Genomic DNA, 26,353 nt, shown 5'->3' with positions numbered 1-26,353 from the left:
GATGAAAATCATGACTTGCCCGCTCAACGGGCCACGCAATATCAGCGAGTTCACCTATGGCGGTGAATTCAAACCCATGCCCGACCCGGTGACGTGCAGCGACGGCGAATGGGCGGACTACGTGTTCAACACCGACAACCTCGCCGGCGTGGTGCGCGAATGGTGGATGCACACCCCCTCCAGCTACTGGTTTCTCGCGGAGCGGCACACCGTTACCGACGAGATCCTGCGGACCTTCGATCCCAAGGAACTCTTCAACACCCGTGTCGAATTCAACGCCGCCCCCAAGGAGATCGCAGGATGAATCGCCTACCCGCCCCCATGGGCCTGCTGATCAACCGCGATCAGCCGCTGGATTTCAGTTTCGACGGGCAGCACTACCAAGGCTTGCAAGGCGACAGCATCGCCAGCGCCCTGTTGTCCAACGGGCGTTTCCTGATCTCCCGCTCGTTCAAATACCACCGCCCGCGCGGCCCGCTGACCATGGCCGGCCAGGATGCCAACAGCCTGGTGCAACTGCCCCAGGAACCCAATGTGCTGGCCGATGCCTATGCACTGTCCGCGGGTTTGCAGGTGACGGCGCAGAACGTCAACGGCTCGCTGGATAACGACCGCGACGCCTACCTGGGCAAGTTCTCCAAATTCATGCCAGTGGGCTTCTACTACCGCTCGTTCTACAAGCCCAAGGGCATGTGGAAAGTCTGGGAACCGATCATTCGCAAGAAGGCCGGCCTCGGTGTGCTCGACCTGAAGTTCCAGCCTGAGTATTACGACAAGGCCTACCTGTTTACCGACGTCGCCGTCATCGGTGCCGGTCCCGCCGGGCTGCACGCTGCCCTGACCGCCGCCAACGCCGGAGCCAAGGTGTTGCTCATCGAGCAACAGCCGATTCTCGGCGGGTCGCTCACCTATGCCCGCTTCGATATCGACGGCAACAAGGCTGGAAACCTGCGCTGCGAACTGCTCGCGGCGGTCGAGCAACACGCCAATATCCAGGTCCTGACCGAAGCCACGTGCAACGCCTGGTTCACCGATAACTACCTGCCGGTGATCCAGGGTAAACGCCTTTACAAGGTCCGCGCTCGCCAGTGTCTGGTGTGCAGCGGCGCCTTCGATCAGCCGGTGATCTTTCGCAACAACGACCTGCCGGGCGTGATGCTGACCAGCGCCGCGCAACGGCTGATGAAGCTGTATGCGGTCAAACCGGGTAACAGCGCCGTGGTGCTGACGGGCAACGATGACGGTTACCTCGCCGCGCTGGATCTGCATGACCAGGGCGTAGAGGTCGTCGCCGTGGTTGACCTACGCCAAGGGCCTTCGGACGAAGCCCTGCTGCGCGCACTGGCGCAACGCAAGATCTACCACCAGGGCAACAGCACCGTCTATGAGGCCCTGCACGAGAAAGGCATGCGCCACATCAACGGCGTCGATGTGCGCCAGATCACCGCACAGGGCCAGGTCGCCGAGAGCGGGCAATATCTGGCGTGCGACTTACTGTGCATGTCCGCCGGTTACATGCCGGTCTATCAACTGCTGTGCCAGGCCGGCGGCAAACTGGCCTACGACGATCAACGTGCCGAGTTCACGCTCAGCGGCCTGCCACAGAATCTGAATATCGCCGGTTCGGTCAACGGTCGTCATCAGTTGGATAACGTGATTGCCGATGGCGTGAATGCCGGTGCCGAAGCCGCCCTCGCGCTGGGCCTGACAATCGGCACGCAACGCGCATCGTTCAGCGGTGAAGCCCGGGTCAACTTCAATTGGCCGATCTTCCCGCATCCCAAAGGCAAGGACTTCGTCGACTTCGACGAGGACCTGCAAGTGGCCGACATCGTCAACGCAACCAAGATCGGCTATCGCGACGTGCAACTGGTCAAGCGCTACTCAACCGTCGGCATGGGACCGTCTCAGGGTCGTCACTCGGCGCTGCCGACCGCACGGCTGGTGGCATGGGCCACGCAACGCAACATCAGCGAAACCGGTGTGACCACGGCACGGCCGCCGTTTGTGGCCGAGAAACTGGCGCATGTCGCCGGGCGCGCGTTCGATCCGTACCGGCAAACGCCGATGCATGCCCGACACCTGCAGGCCGGGGCGAAGATGATGCCTGCGGGCATCTGGCAACGCCCGGCCTACTATGGCAACGCTAAGGATCGCGAAGCCTGCATGCAGGCCGAAGCCCTGCACGTGCGCAACAAGGTCGGCATCATCGATGTCTCGACCCTCGGTGGTTTGGATGTGCGCGGGCCGGACGCCGCCGAGTTGCTCAACCGCATGTACACCTTTGCCTTCCTCAAACAGCCGGTCGGTCGCTCCCGCTATGCGCTGATGACCAACGAGCACGGGGTGGTGATCGATGACGGTGTCTGCGCGCGGTTGGCCGAGCATCACTTCTACGTCACCGCCACCACCAGTGGTGTCGACCGGATCTATCAGCAAATGCTCAAGTGGAACGCGCAATGGCGCCTCGACGTGGACGTCGCCAACGTCACCGCGGCTATTTGCGCGGTCAACGTCGCCGGGCCCGATTCGCGCAAAGTGCTGGAGCAGGTCTGCACCGACCTGGATCTGAGCGCCGAAGCGTTTCCTTATCTCGGTGTGCGACAAGGCACCGTGGCGGGCATCAAGGCCCGTTTGCTGCGCGTGGGTTTTGTCGGCGAACTGGGCTATGAAATCCACGTGCCGGCGCGTCACGGGCTCATGCTCTGGGACGCGCTGATGGAGGCCGGCAAGGCCCATGACATCCGCCCCTTCGGCGTCGAAACCCAACGTTTGCTGCGCCTGGAAAAAGGCCACGTGATCATCAGTCAGGACACCGACGGCATGACCCATCCGGCGGAAATCGACATGGGCTGGGCGGTCAGCCGCAACAAACCGTTCTTCGTCGGCCGGCGCTCGGTGGACATCCTCGAAGCCCAGCCGCTGAAACGCAAACTGGTGGGATTCTCCTTGCCCAAGGGCAGCGCACAACCGCTGGAAGGCCACTTGGTACTCGACGGCCCGGACATCAGCGGCAACGTCACCTCCTGCGAATACTCCGCCACGCTGGGCCGAATCATAGGCCTGGCCTACGCCGGTATCGAGCAGAGTGCCCCGGGACAGCACATTCCGATTCGCGTCGAAGGCGGCATCATCGTCCAGGCCGAAGTGGTGCAACTGCCCTTCTTCGACCCCACCAACCAACGCCAGGAGGGTTAAGCCATGACCAGTCTGAAAGACCACGAACCAATCACGCAACCATACCATCTGGTCGACCAGACCGACCTGCCCCGGGTCGGTTTTCGTGGCAGCCACAGTGCCGAGTACCTCACCGCGCGCGGCTTCACCCTGCCGGACGCCCCCAACCGCGCCACCGCCCAGGCCGACGGCAGCTGGGTGGCGCGCCTGTCACAGACCGAATATGTGTTGCTGGGCAGCCCCCAGGATCAGGGTCAGCGGATTGCCGATGAAGAGGCGCGCTGGGAACTCGACCACCAGGCCAACTACCTGCTGCCCCGCCAGGACAGCCACGCCTGCCTGGTGCTCAGCGGAGGTGCGATTGCCCAGGTGATGGCCAAGCTCTGCGGGGTCGACCTCAGCTTCCCGGCCTTCAAGCCAGGGGCGGTGGCGCAGACATCGGCGGCGCGGATCAATGTGATCGTGATCCATACGGGAAGTGTGGAGGCACCGGCCTTTCATATCCTGTGGGATCGCGCCTCGAAGCAATACTTCAACGACGCGCTGCTGGATGCTCTGGAGGAGTTCGAGGTCAGTCCGTATAGCCCAACCCCATTGCCTTGACCTTCTGGGGGCGTTGACGTGTCGCCAGGCAGTCATGCGACAGACACGTCACCTCCTTTCACTATTGGACAACGCAGCGTGTCACCTGAAACGCGCCGGGTCACGGCCCCACCCGGGCCCAGAACGCTTCGGCAGATTGACTGAGTGGCGCTGTTGGACGGGTCAGATGAATTTCCAGCGGTATATCCCAGCTTTCGTCGAGCGCTCTGACTAAGCGTCCATCCAGCATTTCCTGCTCCGTGAGGCTCTTGGGCAGCCAGGCCACGCCTTTGCTTTCCAGGGCCATGGACATCAGCACCGCAGCAAGGTGGCTGCTGAAAAGTGGCTTGAGGTGCAGGTAATCTTCTTTGCCACGCAGCCTGTGGGCGACGATACGCCCCAGTCCAGACTCATGGGTGTAAGCCAGGTATGGCAATGCCGCAGGCGAGGTGCCGAAGTTGGCAGAAGCACTCGCCAGAGGAACAAGAACGTCTTCACCCACCTTTTTGCCGATGAACTGATCTGGGGCGAGCAAAGGTGGAACATCGGGATGGCGATGGCAGAGCAGAAACTGGACCTGGCCATGTATCAGCATCTGCTCACAGACAGCCATGCTATCGGAGTGCAGTTGCACAGCCTCAATGGGGGCACCGCTCTCCGAGCTTCGAAGCCACCTGGGAAAAAATGTAAACGACAGGGAATGCGTTGCCGCAAATTGAAGCGACCTGGCAGCCATCCCAGCAACCTCTTGAGCCTCGTTGCGCATTCTGTACAAGCGCCTGGCAGCCTCCTGGGCACTTGGCAAAATTTGCCTCCCGGCTTCAGTCAGCGTCGCGCCCTGAGGCGTTCGAACGAACAATTGCACCCCCATCCAGCTCTCCAGCGAGCGCACTCTGCGACTGAATGCCGGCTGCGTAACGTGCCGCGCCTCAGCTGCCCGAACGAAGCTGCCGTACTCCGCAAGCGCTGAAAAATCCTCAAGCCAAACGAGTTCCACGGGCCATGCCTCCTGTGCATAGGGTGCGGCATTAATAGCATTGGGCGGGTGACATCGCAAAGCCTAACGTGGGGCTACAAACAACAAGAGGACCCCGTCATGCGCATCGTAGACATTCGTGAAAAAACAGTTTCCATTGCCTCCCCAATCGCTAACGCCTACATCGATTTTTCGAAAATGACCTGCTCGGTTGTCGCTGTCATCACAGATGTGATTCGCGACGGAAAGCCTGTCATCGGCTACGGTTTCAATTCCAATGGCCGCTATGGCCAGGGCGCACTGATGCGTGATCGTTTCCTGGCGCGTATTACGGAAGCTGATCCAGACACGCTCATCGACCATGCCAACAACAACCTGGATCCGTTCGCCATCTGGAAAACCTTGATGACCAACGAAAAGCCAGGCGGCCATGGTGAGCGCTCGGTTGCCGTTGGCACCCTCGACATGGCCGTATGGGATGCCGTCGCCAAGATTGAAGGCAAACCGCTGTATCGCCTGCTGGCCGACCGTTACCGTAACGGCGTGGCCGATGACAAGGTCTGGGTCTATGCGGCGGGCGGCTACTACTACCCTGGCAAAGACCAGACCAAGCTCAAGGCGGAAATGCAGAGCTATCTGGATCGTGGCTACGACGTCGTCAAGATGAAGATCGGTGCGGTGCCACTGGACGAAGATATCCGTCGCATCGAAGCAGTACTTGAAGTGGTTGGCGACGGTCGTCGGCTAGCCGTCGATGCCAATGGTCGTTTCGATCTGCAGACCGGTATTGCTTACGCGCAAGCCATCAAGAAGTACAACCTCTTCTGGTACGAAGAGGTCGGCGATCCACTGGATTACGCACTCCAGGCCGAGCTCGCCAATCACTATGAACTGCCCATGGCCACCGGGGAAAACCTGTTCTCCCACCAGGACGCCCGCAACCTGCTGCGCCACGGCGGCATGCGCCCTGATCGCGACTACCTCCAGTTCGACTGCGCGCTGTCCTACGGGCTTGTGGAGTACATGCGCACCCTCAAGGTGATGGAGGAAATGGGTTGGTCTTCCCGCCGCGTAGTTCCGCATGGTGGTCACCAGATGTCCCTGAACATCGCAGCAGGTCTGCATCTTGGCGGTAACGAATCGTACCCCGACGTGTTCCAGCCTTTTGGCGGCTTCGCTGACGGCATCCGTGTCGAAAATGGCTACGTCGGCCTGCCGGATATTCCAGGTGTCGGCTTCGAAGCCAAGTCCGCTTTGTACGCCGTAATGCGTGAGTTGGGCGAAGGCTGATCACCCTCGATCTGCGGTCTCTGTCAAAGAGGCCGCAACACCCGGTGTCCCCTCTCGACGCCAAGCCACAGCCCATCACAAAAATAAAATGAGGTGCTCCCGTGGAAATCTCCAAGTCCCGCTGGTACAGCCAGCTGTATGTGCAAGTGCTGATCGGCATCGTGCTCGGTGCAGCAATCGGTTACTTCGTGCCTGATATCGGCGCCAAGCTCCAACCCTTTGCCGATGGCTTCATCAAACTGATCAAAATGCTGTTGGCGCCGATTATTTTCGGTACGGTCGTTGTCGGTATCGCCAAGATGGGCAGCATCAAGGAGGTCGGACGGATTGGCGTAAAAGCGCTGATCTACTTCGAGATTCTTTCCACCATCGCCCTGGTCGTCGGCCTTATCGTGGTCAACATCGTCAAGCCTGGCGTCGGTATGAACATCAACGCCAGTGCGCTTGATGGAAGCTCCATCAGCAAATACAGCCAAGTTGCCAGTGAGCAAGGTGGCGCCATTGAGTTCTTTCTCAATATCATCCCGCAAACCTTCATCGGCGCCTTCTCCAATGGCGTCATGCTCCAGGTCATCCTGCTTTCGGTCTTGATGGGTGTTGCCCTGGTTCAAATGGGCGAAACCAGCAAGCCGCTGATCAACACCCTTGATCTGTTCCTGCAAGGCCTGTTCAAGATCGTTGCAATGGTCATGCGCCTGGCGCCGCTTGGTGCCGGTGCCGGCATGGCGTTCACCATCGGCAAATACGGGATTGGTACCTTGCTGTCGCTCGGCCAGTTGCTGGTCGCGCTCTATCTCACGACCTTGATTTTCATCGTCGTCGTGCTGGGTGCGGTTGCTCGATGGTCGGGCATGCCGCTCATGCAGTTTCTGCGTTATTTCAAAGATGAAATTCTCATCACCCTTGGCACCTGCTCAACCGAAGCCGTGCTGCCGCGAATGATGGTGAAGCTTGAAAAGCTTGGCTGCAAAAAATCCGTCGTGGGCATGGTGTTGCCAACCGGGTACACCTTCAATGCGGACGGCACCTGCATCTATCTCACCATGGCCGCCATCTTTATCGCCCAGGCGACCAATACGCCGCTGACATTTGTGGATCAGATGATTCTGCTGGGCGTATTCCTGCTGACCTCAAAAGGCTCGGCTGGCGTGGCGGGTGCGGGATTCGTAACGCTGGCTGCCACGCTGACAACCATTCACTCCATCCCCCTGGTTGGCCTGGTTTTGCTCTTGGGCATTGACCGGTTCCTGAACGAAGCGCGGGCGGTGACCAACTTGATCGGCAACGGCATTGGCACCATCGCCATTGCCAAGTGGGACAACTCGTTCGATGTCGAGGCCTGCGAACGTGAAATCGCCGCCATGAAAAACGAAAAGGCAGCAAGAAAGGCATTGCTGGCGCAAAAGTAATCCGCAAAGCGCACCGGTCATGCAGCTTCGAATACGGCATGACCGGTCGTGATGCAGCGGCAGTAATCCTGCGCTTTCGCTTGAAAGACGATCTTGATAGCCGCTCTACTCCCCTGCGATCACTCAGTGCTGGACGGTTTCTTCTTCAGGCTTTCGGGGCTGCCAGCGCATAGCCCATCCATCACCAGGTCCATCAATCTGGCAAGACGTGAGCGCCATTCGCTCTGGGAATCTACTTGCCATATTCCGGCAGTGGCTAGAAAAAAGTCGTCGTGGGTAACCCCGCTACGAATCGTTCCGGCCTTTTCATTAGCCCTCAAAAGCAACTCGGCCGCTGCCTGGACTGGCGCGTATCCCGACTTCCCTGGGAACTCGTAAGTAGAGGCTGCTTGCCGTATCGCGGCCGCAAGTCCCGACTTTGTCATTGCATATTCAACGAGGCAGTCCATCCACTCTCGGAGGGCCTCCTTAGGGGGTTTTGTGGCGAGCAGTTGTTCCGCCAACGAGGCCACTTGCTGCATCTCGAATTGGTAGACCTCGAATACCAGTTCCTCTCTGTTGGCGAAATGGCGATAGAACGTGCCCTGCCCCACGCCGGCTTTCTTCGCAATCGCGCTCAGCGGGACTGCAGGATCGAGTGTCAGCTCTGCCACAGCGACCTTCAGAATTCGTTCTCGGTTTTTCTTGGCGTCAGAACGCATCGCCAACTCGTCATTCCTGGGCAAAGTTTTTTCCTTCGCAGCATTGCAAAGCGGACAGTTGTCCGGTAATTTTTTGACAAGTGGACAACTGTCCGCTTGAATCCCCTTACCGGAGTTTACTATGAACAGCACTGGCAACACGATCCTGGTTACCGGCAGCACCTCAGGCATTGGCCTTGGTCTTGCGCTCAGGCTTCACAAGGCGGGAAACAACGTCATCATCGCGGGACGTCGCAAGGCGCTGCTCGACAAGATCATGTCGGAACATCCAGGTATTGAAACGGTATTGCTGGACATCTGCGATCCGCAATCCATCCAGCGCACCAGCGAAGCGCTTGTGATCAGTCACCCGAATCTGAACGTGCTCATAAACAACGCGGGCATCATGCACTGGGAGGATCTGACTGATCCGCAAAACCTGAGTACCGCCGAAGATATAGTGACCACGAACTTGCTGGGCACGATTCGCATGGTGTACGCATTCACTCCCCAACTGATCAAGCAACCCAGTGCAACGATCATCAATGTCAGTTCGGCTTTGGCATTCGTCCCGCTGCCTGCAACACCGACCTACAGCGCAACCAAAGCGGCCGTTCATTCGTTCACTCAAAGTCTTCGCGTGCAGCTGGAGGACTCGTCAGTCGAGGTCATCGAGCTTGCGCCACCGGGTGTGCGTACCACGTTGCTTGGGCAGGAGAATGACGAACACGCCATGCCTTTGGACGAGTTCTTGAATGAAATCTTCGAACTGTTCGAGATCACTCCGACCCCACGCGAGCTTGTCGTCGAACGCGCCAAGCCATTGCGGTTTGCTGAAGCGAACGGTGCGCATGATGAGGTATTGAACATGCTGGCGGGATACAAAGCACCGGCAGAATGATGTTAACCGTGTCGGTAGCACCTGGATATCTCGGTACAAAGCTCGGCATGGACACCGGCACCATCACGCCGCTTTTGAAGAGGATGGAACTGCTTGGCGTTGTGACTCGAACGCGTGACCGAGCCGATGAGCGTCGCGTGCTCATCGCGCTCACTCGCGCAGGCGAAGCACTTCGGCATGAGCTTTGGGGAGTGACTGAAAAGATTGAATCCGCTTGTCAGCTGACACCTGAAGAATTGCTGGCGCTTCGCGACACGCTTAATTCATTCGCACACCCAGCCAAGCGGTAACTGAATAGTTGTTGATAGGTGAGGAGTTTATTGAAATGAAAATCGGAATTATCGGCGCAGGCAACATCGGGGCTACCCTTGCCCGTAAGCTCGCTGCCTGCGGCCATGAAGTTAAACTGGCAAACTCGAAGGGCCCCCAGAGCATTCAGAACCTCGCCAACGAAATCGGTGTACAGGCGGTGACCAAGGAAGAGGCTGTGTCCGAGGTTGACGTTGTTATCCTCTCCATCCCCTTCGCTAAATACCCTGATCTCAAGCAGACGTTGAGTCATGCTCCCGAGAAAGTCGTCGTCATTGATACATCCAATTACTATCCAGGACGTGACGGGGCGATCAAGGAAGTTGACGACGGCAAACCCGAGAGTGTCTGGGTAAGCGAGCAGATTGGCCGCCCGGTCGTTAAGGCATGGAACGCCGTCCTCGCAGCGACGCTTGCCGACAAAGGCCAACCCGCCGGGTCTTTAGCGCGCATCGCCTTGCCTGTAGCTGGGAATGACATCAAGGCTGAGGCAATCGCGCAGGATCTCGTCGAGGATACCGGCTTCACCGCGCTTGCCGCTGGCAGCCTTGAGAGCTCGTGGCATCAGCAACCAGGCACGCCTGCGTACTGCACCGAACTCACGTTGCCGGAGCTAAAATCGGCCTTGTGTGTGGCTGATAAAATGAAGGCGCCTCAAAACCGGGAGGCACTTCTGGCCAAGTTCATGGCTCCCGGCAGTCAGTTCACGCATGAGCAAATTGTTGCCACCAATCGTGCAATGACAGCCTGACGATCTGTGTCGCAGCCACGGCCAGACCACGTACATGGTCACGGACTCGACGCCATGGAGAGGCCAGTTGCCCTGGCGGTTTTGACTCACTTGGCCGAGATCGATAATTTACTTCTTCCGCCCTGTTTGAGGATCGAAGGATTGATCCCGAACTGTTTGCGAAAGGCTGTGGCGAAATGGCTTGCATTGGCGTAGCCAAGGTCCGAGGCGATTCTCATCACCGACTCTTCGCCGTTCAACAATCGACCCCGGGCCTGGATCATCCGCGCTTGCTGGAAGACACCGTAGACGCTGTTCAAGAACAGTTGGCGAAACCCGCGCGTGAGCTTGGGCTGGCTCATCCCGGACTCGCGAGCAAGTTCTGACAGGCTTGGCGCCTTGCCCAGATCGGCAAGCAGTCGTTCGCGCGCACGCAACAGGCGTTGGCGATCGATATGACTGACACGGCAGGTGCACCCCAAGTCGCGCCGTGCCTCCAGGAACAGGCTGACCAGCGTCACGCTCTGGCCATACAGCCAGAGGCCGCTTCGTGGTTGGCTCATCGGCGCGTCTGGTCCCTGGTCCATGGCCTTGCACAACAGATGCGCGGTCGCGCTCATTTCGCCACTGCGGTGGCCATCAAGAAAACAATGATCGCAGGCCAGAGCCTTGTTCAGCAGCGGATCGAGTTTCAACTCCCACTGTGACAACACCTCGGGACGGATCATGACCGTGATGTTGTCGATCTCGCCGTGCTGGTGATAGAGGCCATCGCGACGACGGCCATAACTGATGCAGCCCGCGCCTTCGTCAATCACGTAACGGCGCTGCCGACGGCCATCACGGAAGCTGCAGGCGGCCTTGCCCTTGAGCAGGTTGGTAAAGCTGAAGTGAATACAGTCGCTGTCATCCTGCAAGGGCAATTCGATCGGCTGCTCGAACTTGCTTTGCCAGCGCACGATGTCGAGCCCGTCCTGCAGGGCCATGCGAGTGACCCGACAGTGCGCCCCGGGCCCCAAGTCGCTTCCATATTCTCCCGTAATGATTCGCGAGACCGGCATCGGCTCTCCTGCGCCTCCTTGAACGACTGACATCGTGAATCTCCTGGTTGACCGGATACGGCTCGAATCAGATCACATCGGGGTAGAGTTGCGCAATTGATAATTATTAGCATCTAGCGCATCACCACGCTGCGCCAATTCGTTACTGCCAACGGTCACGCGCACCGCTCAAAACCTCAGTCAAGGTCCCATTATGTCTGCACGACGCAACACGACGACCGTCCCTCGATCTTGCTACAAATGTAATACTATAACAATAATTTTAACTTGGACACTGGCCAGTCCAGTCCTCGCAGCCACTGGTGAAGTCTACGAATTACCCGTCTCGACGGTGACCGCGCGCATGGAGCAAGAAGATCCCAGGGACCTGCCCATCAGCCTCAGCGTCATCAGCGGCGAGCAACTGCGTACCCAGCGCCTCGACACGCTGGAAAGCGCCTTGCGCAACAGTTCCGGGGTCAGCGTCAACTCATCCGGCGGCCCCAATGATTTCAACGTGTTGATCCGTGGCGTCGGCTCGCTGTACCAGATGTCAATGGATGACAGCTCAGTGGCATTCAACATCGACGGGGTACCTGTATCGTCGCGCAGCCTCGGTTTCGGCACCCTGGATATCGACCGCATCGAAGTGCTCAAGGGCCCCCAGGGGACGATGTCCGGTGCGATTGGCCAGGCCGGCGCGGTTAACATCACCACCCGCCAGCCGACCCGTGAAGTGGAAGGCTATGTGCGCGGCGAAGTCGGCCAGGAGGGCCAGTTCCTCAGCGAAGGGGCCATCGGCGGACCGATCAGCGACAGCCTCAGCGGTCGCCTGGCGGTGCGCCGTGCCGGCTACGATAGCTGGATCGACAACGATCAGACCAACGATCCCATCACCAAGCCGCGCAACGAGGCTTATCGCGCCAGTCTGCTCTGGGACCTCAACGATGACACCCAGGTGCTGTTCAGCGCCGAACGCCAGAAAACCGAGCGCGCCACCAACTCGCTGGTGCTGCGCCCCTATGGCAGCGACCCCAGCCTGGACCTGACGCCCGGCCTGTTCGACGACAATTACAAGACCACTGAACGCTACACCGTCAAGGTCGATCATGACTTCGCCAACAGTCGCCTGACCTCTACAACCTCCACCGCCACTGCCGACTTCGAAGGCCTGATCGCCTACGACAGTAAACTGATGGGCGCGCTGTACGGCACGCCCAGCGAGTACTGGGTAGTGGACAAATCCTTCGAGCGCAGTTGGAGCCAGGATCTGCACTTGAGCTCGCTGCCCGACGCCGACACGTTCTGGATCGCCGGCCTTGCCGCCAGCCGCAACGAGCGCAGCTACGACACACCGCGCAACACCGATGGCACCACCAGCGCCAGGTTCCGCGATTTCACCACCACCACGTATGCCGGCTACGGCGAAATCACCTTCCCGCTCACCGAGCGCCTGAAACTCACGACGGGCTATCGCCATTCCTGGGATCGCAAGACCTACGATGGCCAATACATCAATGGCGCCAGCGCCGTGGACGATTCACGCAAGCTGACGGACCACTACGGCACCGGCCGCGCGGCCCTGAGCTACGCGCTCACCCCGCAAACCAACGTCTACGTGCAACTGGCGCGGGGCTATAAATCCGGGGGGTTCAATGATTATGCTTCGCAGGTCAGCGACAGCGCGCCCTACAAGGCCGCTGTCAGCAAAGCCGCTGAACTGGGTTTCAAAAGTGAAACAGAAGATCGTCGCGGCAGCTTGAACGGTGCGCTGTTCTATACCCGCGTGCACGACGACCATCTGCTGGGCTACAACGCGGCAACCTTCGCCACCAATGCGTTCAATGCCGATACCCGTACCCGGGGCGCCGAACTGGAAGGCGCCTGGCACTTCGACTCCGGCCTGACCCTGGCCGCCAGCGCCACCTACCTCGACGCCAAGATCACCAGCGCCGTGCACGGCATCCAGGCCGGTGACATCGCAGCCGGTAACCGTACCCCGGATGTTCCGCGTTGGAGCGGCAACCTCAACATCAGCTGGCAGCGCCCGTTAGGCACCTTCCCCAGCATTGGCGAAACCACCCTGAACACCAGCCTCAATTACCATCTGGTGGGCGAACGCGCAGCCGATCCGCAGAACCACTTCAACCTGGACAACTACGAGAAATTCGACCTGCGCGCGGGCCTGGAAAGCCGGTTTGGCGAAGTCTATGCCTTTGCCGACAACCTGCTGAACCAAACCTACGACACCTATGGTTTCTACAGTGACCCGGTGGCCTACGGTGCGCCGGCGCGGCGGCGCACCTTGGGTGTCGGCTACACCTATCAGTTCTAACCTTGCGATGATCAAAGGGCGCTCAAAACGAATAGCTGTACCCGACGCCGGCCGAGCGCCCCCGGCCCGGCATGCCGGTCAGCACCTGATCGGTGGAATACGAACCATACAAGTCATATCGCGCATCAAGCAGATTGTCACCCCACAGGTAGACTTCCGAACCACCACTTTCCAGGCCCAGGTGCAGGTCCAGCTTGGCGTAGCCCTTGAGGTCGTAGTGATTCTGCGGGTCGGCCGGGCGATTTTTCTGCACGCGATAGTTGAGCAGCGTATTCAGGCGCGGCGCCGGCAAGCCCAGGAACGCGCCCAGGTCTTTCTGCCAGACGACGCTGAAGTTGCCGCTCCACAGCGGCACATCCGGCACACGATTTCCCGCAGTAACATCACCGCCAGAAACGCCCGGTGCATCGGAGGTCACCACCGCGTTGGTGTAGCTGATGGCGCTGCCCAAGGTCAGCTCATCGGTGACATGCCAAGTGCTCGACAGCTCGGCGCCCTTGCTGCGGGTATCGGCATTCACGGCGCTGACCGCCAGGGTATTGAAGTCATACCCCAGCAGGTGGTCGTCCTGTACGCGGGTCAGGAACAACGCCCCCTCCAGGCTCAAGGCCCCCTCGGCGCTTTCATGCTTGAAACCGACTTCGGCGGCGTTCACCTTGGCGGCCTTGTAGGGTTCACTGTCCCTGACCGAGGTGGCGTAATCGTTGAAGCCCGCTGATTTATAGCCTCGCGACAACACCGCATACAGGTTCGTCTGCGGCGTCAGCGTATAGCTCAGCGCCACGCGTCCGGTGCTGTAGTTATCCTGCAACCGACGGCTATCGCCCACGGTATTGCCGCCGCTGGAATAGTCGGCACCATAGGTCTTGCGGTCCCAGGTGTGGCGCAGGCCGGTGGTGAGTTTCCAGTCTTCGGCAATCGGGTAGGTCACCTCGCCATAGGCGGCATAACTGTTGGTGCTGAAATCGCGCACCTGTTGTGCGCCGTTGGTGAAGTTGTTGGAATCGAAGCTGCGCTCGGAGCGTGACAGGTTTACCCCGGTCACCCAGAACACATCGGCATCCGTCAGCGAGCCCAGGCGCAGGTCCTGGCTCCACACCCGCTCCTTGGCAGAATCCTCGATCAAGTATTCGAACGGAGAGCCATAGAGTGCCTCGGTGATGTTGCGGTCATAGCCTTTTACCGCATTGAGGTCCGTGCTGGTGTAGGCGCTGATCGAGGTGATCCGTGCCTGCGCCAGGTCATGATTGAGTTCGAAAGAATAGCGCTCGTTGGTCTTCTGGTTGCCATCGAACGTACCGGGCGTGTAGTCCAGGCTGGGACGATTGCCAAACGGGCGCAGCAACTCCAGGCCGGCATAATGCTCGGCGCGCTGGCGCTCGGCAGTCAGCAGGCCGGTCGTGCCTTGCTCGTTGTCCCACAGCAGGCTGCCGCGCAGGGCCAGGTCGCGAGGTTTGGTCAACGGGTCGCCGTCCTGCTGGTCGTCGACCCAGTTATCGAAGCCGCTGCGGCGCACGGCAACGCGCCCTGCCAGGGTTTCGGTCAATGGCCCGCCCACGGCGCCTTCGGTCATGAACTGGCCTTGCTGGCCAACTTCGCCGCGCACATAGCCTTCCACGTCGCGCGTTGGCTTGCGCGTGGTGACGTTGATCGCGCCCGCCTCGCTGTTACGTCCCAACAACGTGCCCTGGGGGCCCTTGAGCACCTCTATCCGCTCCACATCGAGGGTGGCCATCGCCGCGTTGCGCACCGACATCGGCACCCCGTCCACATTCAGCACCACCGAGCCGTCGTCCATGCTCATCTGGTTCAGCGAACCGACCCCACGGATGCGCACATTGGCGTCGTTAGCGCCGCCCCAGGAGTTCACATCCACACCCGGCGTGGTGCGCAATGCGTCTTCAAGCGTGCGCAAACGCCGGGTTTCGAGGGTCTGTCCGTCGATCACAGAGAGCCCGAAGGGAATATCCTTGGCGCTTTCCTCGTTCAACCGGGCGCTGACCATCAGCGGCGCCAGCTCGATCACCTGCGCGCTGGCGGCAGGTTGATAATCAGCGGCATAGGCCGTGCACATCTGGCTGGACAAGGCCAGCGCCAGGGTTTGGGTCAAGACATTCTCCCGCCAGCCGAGGGGACGGCGCAGCGGTTGGATAGACAGCTGTGATGACATGAAAAAGCTCCAGGCAAAAGGGATGGTTCGAATTCATTGCGCAGGCCCCCAGCGCTTGAGTGCTGCGGTGATCGCCTGATCGGAGGGCGCGCCCAGCAGGTCCTGGATCGCGGCGGGCCATCCCTGGCCGTTGCGGATATTTGCGGTCATCGCCGTCAGTTGTCCGACGCTTTGCCCGGCCACCCAATCCAGGCTGGCCAGCGGTGCATACGTCGCGACCCAACCCTGCTCCCGGGCATTGGCCAAGGTGCCGATGGGCTCGCCGTCGTTGCCCAAGGCGCGGGTCAAGTCATCGGCCATCAACTTCACCAAGACCGAGCGGGCCTCAGCACCGTCGACGTCACCGACACACAACAAGCCGATCGCGCCCGCCACGCCCTGGCTCAGCCACAGGTAGCCTGGGGCCTGGCGCAGGTCGCTGGCGTCGATCAGCATTCGGCGTGCGAGCAGTTCGGCGATATGCGCGCGGCGCGCCCAGCGCCCGACGCCCGCCTGCGCCACGTCCCAATCCGGCGCCTGGCTAAGCAACAGATGGCGCTGGCTCAACTGGCTGCCCCCCATGCCGGGCGGCCACTGGCTCAGGGACTCGACGGCCGGGCGGCTGCCCAGGCGCCGGGCCACACAGGCGGACATGACGTCGAGGTCTTCACGTACCTCGCGGGCGGTTTGCTGGCGGCCGGCGTCGGCGAGCACTTGCACGCCGTCGAGGTCTTGCGTCGCCGCCATGTGATAGGCGAAGTCCAGTGGCCCTACGCTGTGGCCGTTGAAAGCCTGACCATCAACCTCGATCAGCCACTGCCACGCCGCCGCCGGAGCCACGGCGTCCACGGCGACTGCCGAGCCTGCCGGCACGCTCGGTACTGCAGGCGGCAAACCGGCTTCGGCACGTTGTACCGGCGCGCGCAGCAAGCGCTCGCTGTCCAGGCCCAGGCGCGGCATCAGGCGGCGCGCTTGCAGCCACCCCCCTCGCGGTCCCAGCCAGATTGCATCACCTTCGGAAGGCCAGCCGGCGGCATCCAGCGTCCAATTCAGTTGCACGCTGCAGCCGCTCGCCGCGCACCCATCCAAGGGCACACGCAGGTGCCCGGCCGCCTGTTCGAAAACCACCGGCCGCCCCATGACGCTTACCGCCGTAACCTGCAAACCTGGCGGCAGTTCTGCGTCCAGGCGCTCATTGGCGGCGGTCACGGCCCCCAGCATCCACTCACCTTCAACACGTCGTGCAACGCTGTCGATGCGCAAGTGCAAGCGGCCCTCGGCCACCTGCCAGGCACCCGCCCCGGCCAACCATCGCTGTTCCCATTCGGCGCGCTCGGCCCGTTCTTCGGCTACCGACAGGTAATCGCCCTGCTCCACCAGATGCCGATGCAACAGCACACCGCTGCCCAGCAAACCCAAGGCTCCCAACGCCAGCAGCGCACCCGGCAAACCCAACAGGCTGCGGCGTACATCAATGAGACGCCGCCGCTCCGGACCACGGGGCAAGGCCAGCGCCGCCACCGCAAACAGTACCAGGCAGCCGGCCAGTTTCCAGCTCGCCAACGTGGCGAGATAGGGCAACCAGGGCGCCCAGCCCGTGAGTTGCGACAACGCCACGTGGGCCGGTATCGCCATGGCATAGGCGGGATAACTGACCAGCCCTAACTCATGGTTGAGCACCAGGAAAAACGTCAGCAACATTGACGTCGCGTACGCCAGGCCGGAGCGACGGACCAACGCATGCACCAGCACCGTGAGCATCGCCAACTCCAGCAACGGCGGCGCAAACACCAGCGCCTGATAGATCAGCACAAAGCTCGGTGCCAGGTTGTCGGGCGCGGCAATCGCGCTGATCACCAGGCTGGCAACACCCGGTACCAGCGCCAAGGCCAGTGTCGCCGTCAGCACGCAAGCCACCTGCCCCAACAAGCGCAGCCATGCCGGTGCCGGGGTTGCCTGCAACATCGCCCCCAGGCCTTCGACGTCATCGCGCCGGCACACCAGCCCCACCAGCGCCGCGACAATAAAAGCGATCACCAGGAACGATGCGCTCGATAACAGCGGCAAGATCAGGTCCGGGCGCGGCACCATCGGCCCGCGCGCATGCCACACGATGTGGACAAACCCACTGAGTATGCCCATGGCCAGCAGCAACCCGAGGGCCACCCAGCCAATGCGCCGGGCAAACAACTGCCGCACCTGCCAGCGAACCTCACACCACAAGGCCCGCGACCACAAGCTGGCGGATAATGGGCCGGGCAGGTGCACGTGGCTCGCCAGCAGCATCGGTGGCTCGGCCAATACGGCGCCACTGCGTCGGCCCATCAAACCCTGGCGGCTGGTGCGGGCCAGGACGACGGCCAACAGCAACAAAGGCAACCCACACCACAACGCCCGGTTAAGCCAGAACCCCGGGGTCAATGCCAATAGCGATTGGGACTTCTGCGCGGCGCTCCAGGTTTCCACCTGGGCCTGGGCAAAGGTAAACAGCGACGGATCAAGACTGGCGGCCAGCAGCGGGTTGATATGGCCGCCCTTGAGCACCACCACCGCGAACATCCAAAGCAGCATCAACACCGTCGCCAAGGCAAACGGCGCAGCCAGGCCTCGACTGCGCAAGGCCAACAGGTAATACAACGCCCCAATTCCGGTGCTCACCGGTAACAGCAAGGCAACCCAGGCAAACCCCAGTGCCGACCACATGGGCGCGCCGATGCTCGCCGCGGACACCCAGTCGAGCCAGCCCAGCACCGGGCTGACGAGAAAACCGACGATCAATGAACTGGCGAGCAAACCACCCACCAATGCCGCACCGATGAAACGTCCCCACAACAGCGCCGGCAGCGACAGCGGCAATGCCAGCAACACTTCTTCCAACTGCGCCTTGCGGTCCCTCAGGGCCGGCTGGGCAAACACCCAGGCCCAGGCAAAAAACAGGAAGAACATACAGCCGCACGACATCAGGTAAATCAGGCTCGGGGCATTGCGGGCGATATCGCTGGCGCCCATTTTCTGCACATAGTCGGCGTTGGCCAGGGCCATTAGCAGGTAGCCGGTCAGGCCGAGAAAGACTAGTAACGGAATGCCGCTGCGCAGCCCGGCGCGCACTTCCACCCAGGCTTCGCGCATCAGCAGAGCAAAGGTATTCATGCGTCGATCGCCTCACCTGCCTGAGCCAATGCCAGGTAATAGATATCTTCCAGGCGCGGTGCATGGGGCAGGAAACGTGGATCGGCAGGACGCTCGCCGTGCACGATCACGCGGCTGCCCAGCGGGCTGGCGGCCACATGCAAGGCGTCGGGCAGCGACTCGCCACGGTCGAAGGACGCTTCCCACAATCGGCCCTGCTCGGCACCCAGCAACTGCGCCGGGCTACCTTCGACAATGATCTGCCCAGCGGCCAGCACTGCCAGTCGGCTGCAGAGGTTCTCGACGTCTTCGACGATATGGGTCGAAAGCAACACGATGGACTCAGCGGCGACATCGGCGAGCACTCGATGGAAACGGTTGCGCTCAGCCGGGTCGAGGCCCGCTGTGGGCTCATCAACGATCAACAAGCGTGGCGAGCCCACCAGCGCCATGGCGATGCCGAACCGACGCAGCATGCCGCCCGAATAAGTGGCGAGCGCCCGATGGGCGGCCTGCTGGAGGTTGACCTTGTCCAGCAGGCCCTCGATTTCCTCGCGGCGCTGGCGATTGTCGGTACGCCCCTTGAGCCATGCAAAACGATCGAGCAAGTCCCGCGCACTCACGCCCGGGTACGCGCCCAGCTGCTGCGGCAGATAACCCAGGCGACGGCGCAAATGATCGGAATCGGCCAACACATCCACCCCGTCAAGGTGAATGCTGCCGGCATCGGGTTGCTGCAGGGTCGCCAGGGTCCGCATCAGGCTGCTTTTGCCCGCGCCGTTAGGCCCCAGCAAGCCGTACATCCCGGGGCCGACACTCAGGTCCACGCCGCGCAGCGCTTCGACGCCGTTGTTGTAGCGCTTGCGCAGGCCGCGCACTTGTAAACCCGAATCGACAGACATCCACAACTCCAATCAGAGGGACACAGGCCCTGCAAAGAGGGCGGCGAGCGACGGTAGTCAAGGCCATGGTGCGGGCGCTACCCGATTCAAGTCATTTTCCAACCGCATCCTGCGAGCGATCGGCGTTGTGCATAGCCACCACGGCACTGCAACCGGTGAGCGATACGCGGATGCGGGGCAAAAACGATTCGATCCGGGTAGTTGGCAAAATGAGAATGACTAGCATCTTCTTTCATGCAACTGCCTGCCCCCCAGCGCCTGGGCCAACCCCGGTCCGGGCCCTAGCAATGAGAAGACGTTGAGCCATGGCCACTCCCAGCACCTCAACCGCAACACTGCTGCGCCAATCCCTGTCCCAGGCCCTCGACCTGCCCGCCGACCAGATTCCCCTGGAGGCGAACCTGATCGAATGGGGGCTGGACTCCGTCACCCTGATTCGCCTCGCCGGCCAATGGCGCCGCCATGGCCTGGCCGCGCGTTTTGCCGACCTGATCGCCGACCCGCGCCTGTCAGTCTGGCTGGCCATGCTCGATGTGGAGACCCGTGCCCCGACCACAGCTACCGCGCAAGTGGACGACGGGGAGCCTTTCGAACTGGCGCCGATGCAACACGCCTATTGGATCGGACGCGCCCCCGGCCAGCAGTTGGGCGGTGTAGCTGCGCACTTCTACAACGAATTCGATGGCCGCGATGTCGACCCGATCCGCTTGGAAGCCGCCGTGCGAGCGCTACTGGCGCGCCACCCGATGTTGCGCGCGCAGTTTCTCGACGACGGCCGCCAGCGGATCCTCGCCCGCAGCCCTTGGCCGGGGTTGAAGGTGCATGACTTGCGCCAGGCCAACGCCGAGCAACAGCAGCAACAACTGGAGGCGTTGCGCGCCCAGTTGTCCCACCGCCAGTTGGCCGTCGAACAAGGTCAGGTGCTGGATATCCAGTTGTCGCTGCTGCCCGACGGAACGCGCCTGCACCTGAACCTCGACATGCTCGCCGCTGATGCCCTGAGCCTGCGTACCCTGCTCGGTGATCTGGTGCAACTGTATCGCCAACAGCCTCTGGCCGCGCAGGACTACAGCTTTGCCCGCTACCTGGCGGACCTGCGCCATGAACACGCCAGCCCCGAGCAACGTGTGCTTCATCAAAGAGCCCGTGACTATTGGCTGCAGCGCCTGGACCAATTACCCGGCGCCCCGCGCTTGCCCATCAAGCCCCAGGGCGACGATCGCCAGGTGCGGCGCCGTCATCATTGGCTGCCGCCGTCCCAGCGCCAGGCCTTCGAGCGCCATGCCCGGGAGCACGGCCTGACGCCGGCGATGGCCCTGGCGGCGGTGTTCTGTGAAGCCCTTGGCGCCTGGTGCGAGACGCCCGAGCTGCTGCTCAACCTGCCGCTGTTCAATCGCACGCCACTGCACGCCGATGTCGACCGCCTGGTCGGCGATTTCACTTCATCGATCCTGCTGGCTTGGGACGGTCACGTCACCGGCACTTTTGCCGCTCGCGCCGCGACCCTGCAACGGCGCTTCCACGGCGATGCGGCGCACAGTGCGTTTTCCGGCCTGGAGGTGTTGCGCGAACTGTCCCGGCAACGGGGTGAGCAAGTGCTGGCGCCGGTGGTGTACACCAGCGCCCTGGGGCTGGGGGAATTGTTCGCCGAGGGTGTGCAGGCGTGTTTCGGTCAACCGGCCTGGATCATTTCCCAAGGCCCGCAAGTGTGGCTCGACGCCCAGGTCACCGAGCTGGATGACGGCATCCTGGTCAATCTCGACGCCCGTGAAGGGTTGTTCGCCGACGGTGTACTGGATGGCTTGTTCCAAGCCTATACCGGCCTGTTGCAGCGCCTGTGTTTTGAATCCGCAGCGTGGGACTTGCCGCCTCCGGCGCTGATCCCTGCAAGCCAACTTGCGGTACGCAATACCGTCCAAGGCCAGGTGGCGCCCCTGCCGGTCAAGCGCCTGCACGAGGCCTTTTTTACCCAGGCGCGCCTGACTCCCGCCCTGCCCGCGTTGTTACACGGCAATCACTCCGTCATCCACTACGGCGAGCTCGCCGAACGCGCCCTACAAGTGGCGGCTTACCTGGAAGACCAAGGCATCCGGCGCGGCGACGTGGTGGCGTTGCAACTGCCCAAGGGGCCCGAGCAGGTGATCGCGGTGCTGGGCATCCTGGCGTGCAGCGCCACGTACCTGCCCATCAGCGTCGATCAACCTGCGACCCGTTGCCAGAGAATCTGCGATTCGTCGGGTGCCCGCTTGTTGCTCACGCAACTGCCCGCCGCCAGCACCGCGCTGGACGCCCCCCGGCCCGGCGCGAACAGCGACCTGGCCTATATCCTCTATACCTCCGGCTCCACGGGTGAGCCCAAGGGCGTGGAAATCAGCCATATGGCTGCCGCCAACACCCTGGAAGACCTGCAACGGCGCTTGCAACTGAACAGCGATGACCGAATCCTCGCGCTCTCGGCGCTGGAATTCGACCTGTCGGTGTTCGATCTGTTTGCCGCGCTGTCGACGGGGGCGGCGGTGATCGGTATCGCGCCCGAGGCCCAGCGCGATGCCGGACGCTGGCGTGAGCTGGCCCTGCTGCATCGCGCCAGCGTGCTCAACTGCGTACCGGCGTTGCTCGACATGCTGCTCGGCTGCGCCCCCGCCGACGCCAGCCTGCCACTGCGTGCGGTGTTGCTCGGCGGTGACAAAGTGGCCCCGGATCTTGCGCCAAGGCTATGGGCCCAAGCCCCCGGCTGCCGCTTCATGGCCTTGGGCGGTGCCACCGAAACCGCGATTCACTCGACGCTGTTCGAAGTGCTGCCCGGCCAACCGCTGCCCTGGCACTGCCTGCCCTATGGCACGCCGCTGGATAACGTCCGCTTGCGCATTGTCGACCCGCGCGGTCACGACTGCCCGGACTGGGTGGCCGGTGAACTGTGGATCGGCGGTGCCGGTGTTGCCGAGGGTTATCGCGGCGACCGGGTGCGCAGCGCTGAGCGCTTTGTCGACTATCAAGGCCTGCGCTGGTACCGCACCGGCGACAGTGCGCGCTATCACCCTGACGGCAACGTCGAATTCCTCGGGCGCACCGATTTCCAACTCAAACTGCACGGCTACCGCATCGAAGCAGGGGAAGTCGAAACCGCACTGCTGGCCTGGCCCGGCATCAAGCAGGCGGTGGCACTGCTGGCCGGCCAGCAATTGGCAGCGGTGGTGCGCCCGACGGACGGCCCCGCGACGCCCACACGGTTAGACTCGCCTGGCCTGGCCCAGCATCTCGCCGAACGCCTGCCGGCCTACATGGTTCCCAGCACAATCCTGGGCTGCGCGCAGTTGCCCTTGACCGGCAACGGCAAGGTGGATCGCAAGGTACTGACCGACTGGCTGACGGCCAACAGCGCCCCCGTGCAGGCCAATCTGTCCCCTCCCTGCGGTGACATCGAAGTACAGGTGGCGCGTGCCTGGCAGCAGTTGCTGGGCCGTGGTGAAGTCTGCCGTGAACACAACTTCTTTGCCCTGGGCGGTGATTCCCTGAGCGCCACCCGCCTGGTACGCCTGCTTGCAGAACAGGGGCTGGGGGGCGCGCGGATCGCCCAGGTCTTTACCAAACCGGTACTGGCGCACTTTAGTGCCGATTTGCATCGACAGGCCGAGGCCGAACCGCGGTACACAATTGAGCCCGACCTGCCACAACGCCATGCGCCCTTCCCCATGACCGAGGTGCAGCAAGCCTATTGGTTGGGTCGCGACCCGAGCCTGGTACTGGGCGGCGTGAGCTGCCACTTCTATCGCGAATACGACGTCGAGGACCTAGACCTTGCGCGCCTGCAGAACGCGCTGGATCGCCTGATCGAGCGCCACGAAATGCTCCGTGCCGTGTTCGATCAACGCGGCCAGGCCCGCATCCTGCCCCCGCAACAGCTGCCGTCCTTTGCAATCGGCCAGGACTACGCCAGCCTCGACGACTTGCGCGAACACTGTGCCCATCGCGTGTTCGATCCGGGCCAGTGGCCGCTGTTCGATGTGCAGGCCGTGACCCATGGCCGGCACACGCGGCTGGCCATCAGCCTGGACAACCTGATCCTCGATGCACTGAGCATCCTGCGCTTCTACACAGAACTCGACGCCGTGTACCGTGACCCCGGCTTGACCCTGGCGCCATTGGAGCTGTCGTTCCGCGACTATCAATTGCAATCCGCCGTGGAGGCCGCCGAACGGCAAGCCGCGCAACACTTCTGGCAGGAGCGCCTGCCCGAGTTGCCGCCGCCTCCGCAATTGCCGCTAGCGGTTGACCCCGCCAGCCTGGGGCGACCGCGCTTCGAGCGCCTGCAAGGGCAGATCGATGCCCAAGCCTGGGGGGCGATCCTGGCCAAGGCGCAACAGCATGGCCTCACCGCATCGGCCGTACTGCTCTGCGCGTTTGCCGAAACCCTCGGCCGCTGGAGTGCGCGCCCCGACCTCAGCCTCAACCTCACGCTGTTCGATCGTCGGGCGCTGCACCCCCAGATCGATCAGGTCATGGGCGATTTCACCTCCCTGACGCTGCTTGGCTATGTACCGGTGCCTGGCGAACGTTGGGTCGATCGCGCCCGGCGTACCCAGCGAACCCTGGGTGAGGCGCTGGAACACCGTTGCCTCGGCTCGGTCAGCCTGCTGCGGCAGTTGGCCCGGGGCAATGGCGAGCAGCAGGCGAGCATGCCCGTGGTGTTCACCAGTGCGCTCGGGGTCCCGGATGGCACGGCCGCGCCGGTGGATGGACCGTTTGCCCGGCAAGTCTTTGGCCTGACCCAGACCCCACAGGTCTGGCTCGACCATCAGGTCGTGGAAGCCAACGGCGGCATTGCCTTGAACTGGGACCGGGTGGTCGGCCTGTTTCCCGAAGGCCTGGTCGAAGCGATGTTCGACGCCTACCTGTACAGCTTGAACTGGCTGGCCGAGCACGCCTGGGACAGCTCGCCGCCCGACCTGCTGCCGCAGGCCCAGGCGCAATTGCGCGCCCGGCTCAATGCCCCGGGACCGAGCGTGCCGGGTGACCCGACCTTGCACCAGGGCTTCTTCGAACAGGCACGCCAAGCGCCACAACGCCCGGCGCTGCTGTGGGGTGAGCACGGCACGCTGAGCTATGGCGAACTCGCCGAGCGGGCGCTGCGCATTGCCCGCAGCCTGGTGGACGCGGGTGTTGCACCTGGCGATCTGGTAGCCGTGTCCCTGGCCAAGGGCCCACAACAGATCGCCAGCGTGCTGGGCATTCTGGCAGCGGGTGCCGCGTACCTGCCGGTCGGTGTCGACCAACCATTGCAGCGTTGCCAACGCATCCTGCAACAGGCCGGCGTGACCGTGATGCTTGCCGGGCACGACCCGCAGCTGCCGAGCGTCAAACACCTCGATCCGCTCCGCGCGCTGGACGCTGAACCGCTGCCCGCGCCGTTCGCCGTGTCGGCCGCAGAGCTGGCCTACGTGATCTACACCTCCGGCTCCACCGGCCAGCCCAAGGGCGTGGAAATCACCCATCGCGCGGCGATGAATACCGTGGCCGAGATCAACCGCTGCTATGACATCGACGCCAGCGACCGCACGCTGGCCCTTTCCGCACTGGACTTCGACCTGTCGGTGTACGACCTGTTCGGCCTGCTGTCAGTGGGTGGTGCGCTGGTCTTGATCGAAGAGGACCAGCGCCGCGATGCCCGGGCCTGGTTCAAGGCCTTGCAACGCCATCGCGTGACGCTGTGGAACAGCGTGCCAGCCCTGCTGGACATGCTGCTCGAAGCCAACGCCCACGACCGCCAGCCACTGGGCTTGAAAGTGGCGTTGCTGTCGGGCGACTGGATTGGCCTCGACCTGCCGCAGCGCCTGCGGCAACAGGCCTCTGACTGCCGTTTTATCGCCCTGGGCGGCGCCACCGAAGCGGCCATCTGGTCGAACCATTACCCCGTGCGGCAAGCGCTGCCGGGTTGGCGTTCGATCCCCTACGGCGTGCCGCTGGCCAACCAGGCCTATCGGGTGGTCGATGCCCTGGGCCGGGACTGCCCGGATTGGGTTACCGGCGAGTTGTGGATTGGTGGGGCCGGTGTCGCCCGCGGCTATCGCCACGCGCCACAGTTGAATGCCGAGCGCTTTGTCGATGGCTGGTACCGCACCGGCGACCTGGGCCGCTACCACCCCGATGGCCTGCTGGAGTTTCTCGGGCGCGCCGACAGCCAAGTGAAGATTGGCGGCCATCGCATCGAGCTGGGCGAAATCGAGGCCGCCCTCGCCCGTCACCCCTGCGTCAACAGGGCCGTGGCGCTGGTCATGGACAACCGGCTGATGGCTGCCGTGACCGCCAGCACCGACGCGCAGGTCTTGGCGCGACACTTGGAGCAGTGCCTGCCGGGGTACATGCGCCCGGAGCAGATCCTGGTGCTGGAACGCCTGCCCCTGAGCAGCAACGGCAAGATCGATCGACGGGCGCTGCAGGCCTCCTTGGCCGACGCCGCTCAGTCGCGCCCGGCGGTGGACGAGCAACCGCTGCGCCCGGAAGAACAAGTGATCGCCGAACTCTGGCAGCAATTGCTCAACGTGCCGAGCGTGTCGCGCTACGACAACTTTTTCCGCCTCGGTGGCGACAGCCTCCTGGCCACGCGCTTTCTCGAAATGCTGCGTACCCGCTTGGGCCTTGAACTTCCCATGGGCCAGTTGTTCGGCGCCGCCACCTTGACGGAGGTGGCGCAGATCCTTGAGCGCCAGCCCACCTCGGACACCGTTGAAGAGGGCGTCATCTGAT

At 62.3% G+C, this 26,353-nt stretch carries 16 protein-coding genes; 10 read left to right on the top strand and 6 right to left on the bottom strand.

Translation table 11 applies throughout. From position 1 onward, the window contains the following. The first annotated feature begins 1 nt into the window (after nt 1). Genes HU749_RS12765 through HU749_RS12755 form a run of 3 tightly spaced genes read left to right on the top strand, consistent with a single transcriptional unit; the run spans nt 2 to nt 3,780 of the window. Complete coding sequence (locus tag HU749_RS12765) at nt 2–304, top strand: sarcosine oxidase subunit delta (protein ID WP_046062875.1); 303 nt, start codon at nt 2–4, stop codon at nt 302–304. Next, a complete protein-coding gene (locus tag HU749_RS12760) occupies nt 301–3,198 on the top strand; it encodes a 2Fe-2S iron-sulfur cluster-binding protein (RefSeq protein WP_186652136.1) in 2,898 nt (965 codons plus the stop codon). The genes HU749_RS12765 and HU749_RS12760 overlap by 4 nt, the downstream gene beginning before the upstream one ends. Before the next feature lie 3 nt (nt 3,199–3,201). Further along, a complete protein-coding gene (locus HU749_RS12755; protein ID WP_186652138.1) occupies nt 3,202–3,780 on the top strand; it encodes a sarcosine oxidase subunit gamma in 579 nt (192 codons plus the stop codon). Nucleotides 3,781–3,880: 100 nt separating this feature from the next. Here HU749_RS12755 and HU749_RS12750 read toward each other — a convergent pair whose 3' ends face one another. Continuing rightward, nucleotides 3,881–4,756 carry a LysR family transcriptional regulator gene (locus HU749_RS12750; protein WP_003200555.1) on the bottom strand — a complete coding sequence of 292 codons (876 nt, stop codon included), beginning with the start codon at nt 4,754–4,756 and terminating at the stop codon, nt 3,881–3,883. Between the two features lie 99 nt (nt 4,757–4,855). On the opposite strand from HU749_RS12750, the gene HU749_RS12745 reads away from it, so the two are divergent. Next, entirely contained in the window at nt 4,856–6,025 is a 1,170-nt protein-coding gene (locus HU749_RS12745) for a mandelate racemase/muconate lactonizing enzyme family protein (protein ID WP_186652141.1), read from the top strand. Between the two features lie 101 nt (nt 6,026–6,126). After that, the gene (gene dctA, locus HU749_RS12740) at nt 6,127–7,434 is read left to right on the top strand and encodes a C4-dicarboxylate transporter DctA (protein WP_186652143.1); all 1,308 of its coding nucleotides are present in this window, start codon (nt 6,127–6,129) and stop codon (nt 7,432–7,434) included. A gap of 119 nt (nt 7,435–7,553) precedes the next feature. On the opposite strand, the gene HU749_RS12735 is transcribed toward dctA, so the two are convergent. Beyond that, nucleotides 7,554–8,135, bottom strand: a complete 582-nt coding sequence (locus HU749_RS12735) for a TetR/AcrR family transcriptional regulator (protein WP_046062909.1) — start codon at nt 8,133–8,135, stop codon at nt 7,554–7,556. A gap of 121 nt (nt 8,136–8,256) precedes the next feature. Here HU749_RS12735 and HU749_RS12730 point away from each other — a divergent pair, with 121 nt between their 5' ends. The 3 genes from HU749_RS12730 to HU749_RS12720 are packed head-to-tail and all read left to right on the top strand — an operon-like array spanning nt 8,257 to nt 10,075. Further along, nucleotides 8,257–9,015 (top strand): SDR family oxidoreductase, encoded by a 759-nt coding sequence (locus HU749_RS12730; protein WP_186652145.1) that lies wholly within the window; start codon nt 8,257–8,259, stop codon nt 9,013–9,015. After that, complete coding sequence (locus HU749_RS12725; RefSeq protein ID WP_079301244.1) at nt 9,012–9,305, top strand: MarR family winged helix-turn-helix transcriptional regulator; 294 nt, start codon at nt 9,012–9,014, stop codon at nt 9,303–9,305. The genes HU749_RS12730 and HU749_RS12725 overlap by 4 nt, the downstream gene beginning before the upstream one ends. Before the next feature lie 29 nt (nt 9,306–9,334). Continuing rightward, nucleotides 9,335–10,075 (top strand): NADPH-dependent F420 reductase, encoded by a 741-nt coding sequence (locus HU749_RS12720; protein WP_367575883.1) that lies wholly within the window; start codon nt 9,335–9,337, stop codon nt 10,073–10,075. 86 nt (nt 10,076–10,161) lie between these two features. Here the strand turns inward: HU749_RS12720 and HU749_RS12715 are convergent, their stop codons facing one another. Continuing rightward, nucleotides 10,162–11,148, bottom strand: a complete 987-nt coding sequence (locus HU749_RS12715) for a helix-turn-helix transcriptional regulator (RefSeq protein WP_225919164.1) — start codon at nt 11,146–11,148, stop codon at nt 10,162–10,164. Between the two features lie 310 nt (nt 11,149–11,458). Here HU749_RS12715 and HU749_RS12710 point away from each other — a divergent pair, with 310 nt between their 5' ends. Continuing rightward, the gene (locus HU749_RS12710; RefSeq protein ID WP_225919163.1) at nt 11,459–13,429 is read left to right on the top strand and encodes a TonB-dependent receptor; all 1,971 of its coding nucleotides are present in this window, start codon (nt 11,459–11,461) and stop codon (nt 13,427–13,429) included. 22 nt (nt 13,430–13,451) lie between these two features. Here HU749_RS12710 and HU749_RS12705 read toward each other — a convergent pair whose 3' ends face one another. From HU749_RS12705 to HU749_RS12695, 3 genes are read right to left on the bottom strand one after another with little or no spacing between them, the layout of a single operon-like run. After that, complete coding sequence (locus tag HU749_RS12705) at nt 13,452–15,599, bottom strand: TonB-dependent receptor (protein WP_186652147.1); 2,148 nt, start codon at nt 15,597–15,599, stop codon at nt 13,452–13,454. A 33-nt stretch (nt 15,600–15,632) separates the two neighbouring features. Continuing rightward, nucleotides 15,633–18,728, bottom strand: a complete 3,096-nt coding sequence (locus HU749_RS12700; RefSeq protein WP_186652149.1) for a hypothetical protein — start codon at nt 18,726–18,728, stop codon at nt 15,633–15,635. Continuing rightward, complete coding sequence (locus HU749_RS12695; RefSeq protein WP_186652151.1) at nt 18,725–19,609, bottom strand: ABC transporter ATP-binding protein; 885 nt, start codon at nt 19,607–19,609, stop codon at nt 18,725–18,727. Before HU749_RS12695 ends, HU749_RS12700 begins: the two co-directional genes overlap by 4 nt. A gap of 305 nt (nt 19,610–19,914) precedes the next feature. Between HU749_RS12695 and HU749_RS12690 the strand changes: the two genes are divergently transcribed. Next, nucleotides 19,915–26,352, top strand: coding sequence for a non-ribosomal peptide synthetase (locus HU749_RS12690; RefSeq protein ID WP_186652153.1), 6,438 nt, complete (start codon nt 19,915–19,917; stop codon nt 26,350–26,352). The last annotated feature ends 1 nt before the right edge of the window (nt 26,353 follow it).

Source organism: Pseudomonas ogarae (assembly GCF_014268695.2).
Taxonomy (GTDB): Bacteria; Pseudomonadota; Gammaproteobacteria; order Pseudomonadales; family Pseudomonadaceae; genus Aquipseudomonas; species Aquipseudomonas kilonensis.
This window is presented reverse-complemented; position numbering and strand designations above follow the sequence as displayed.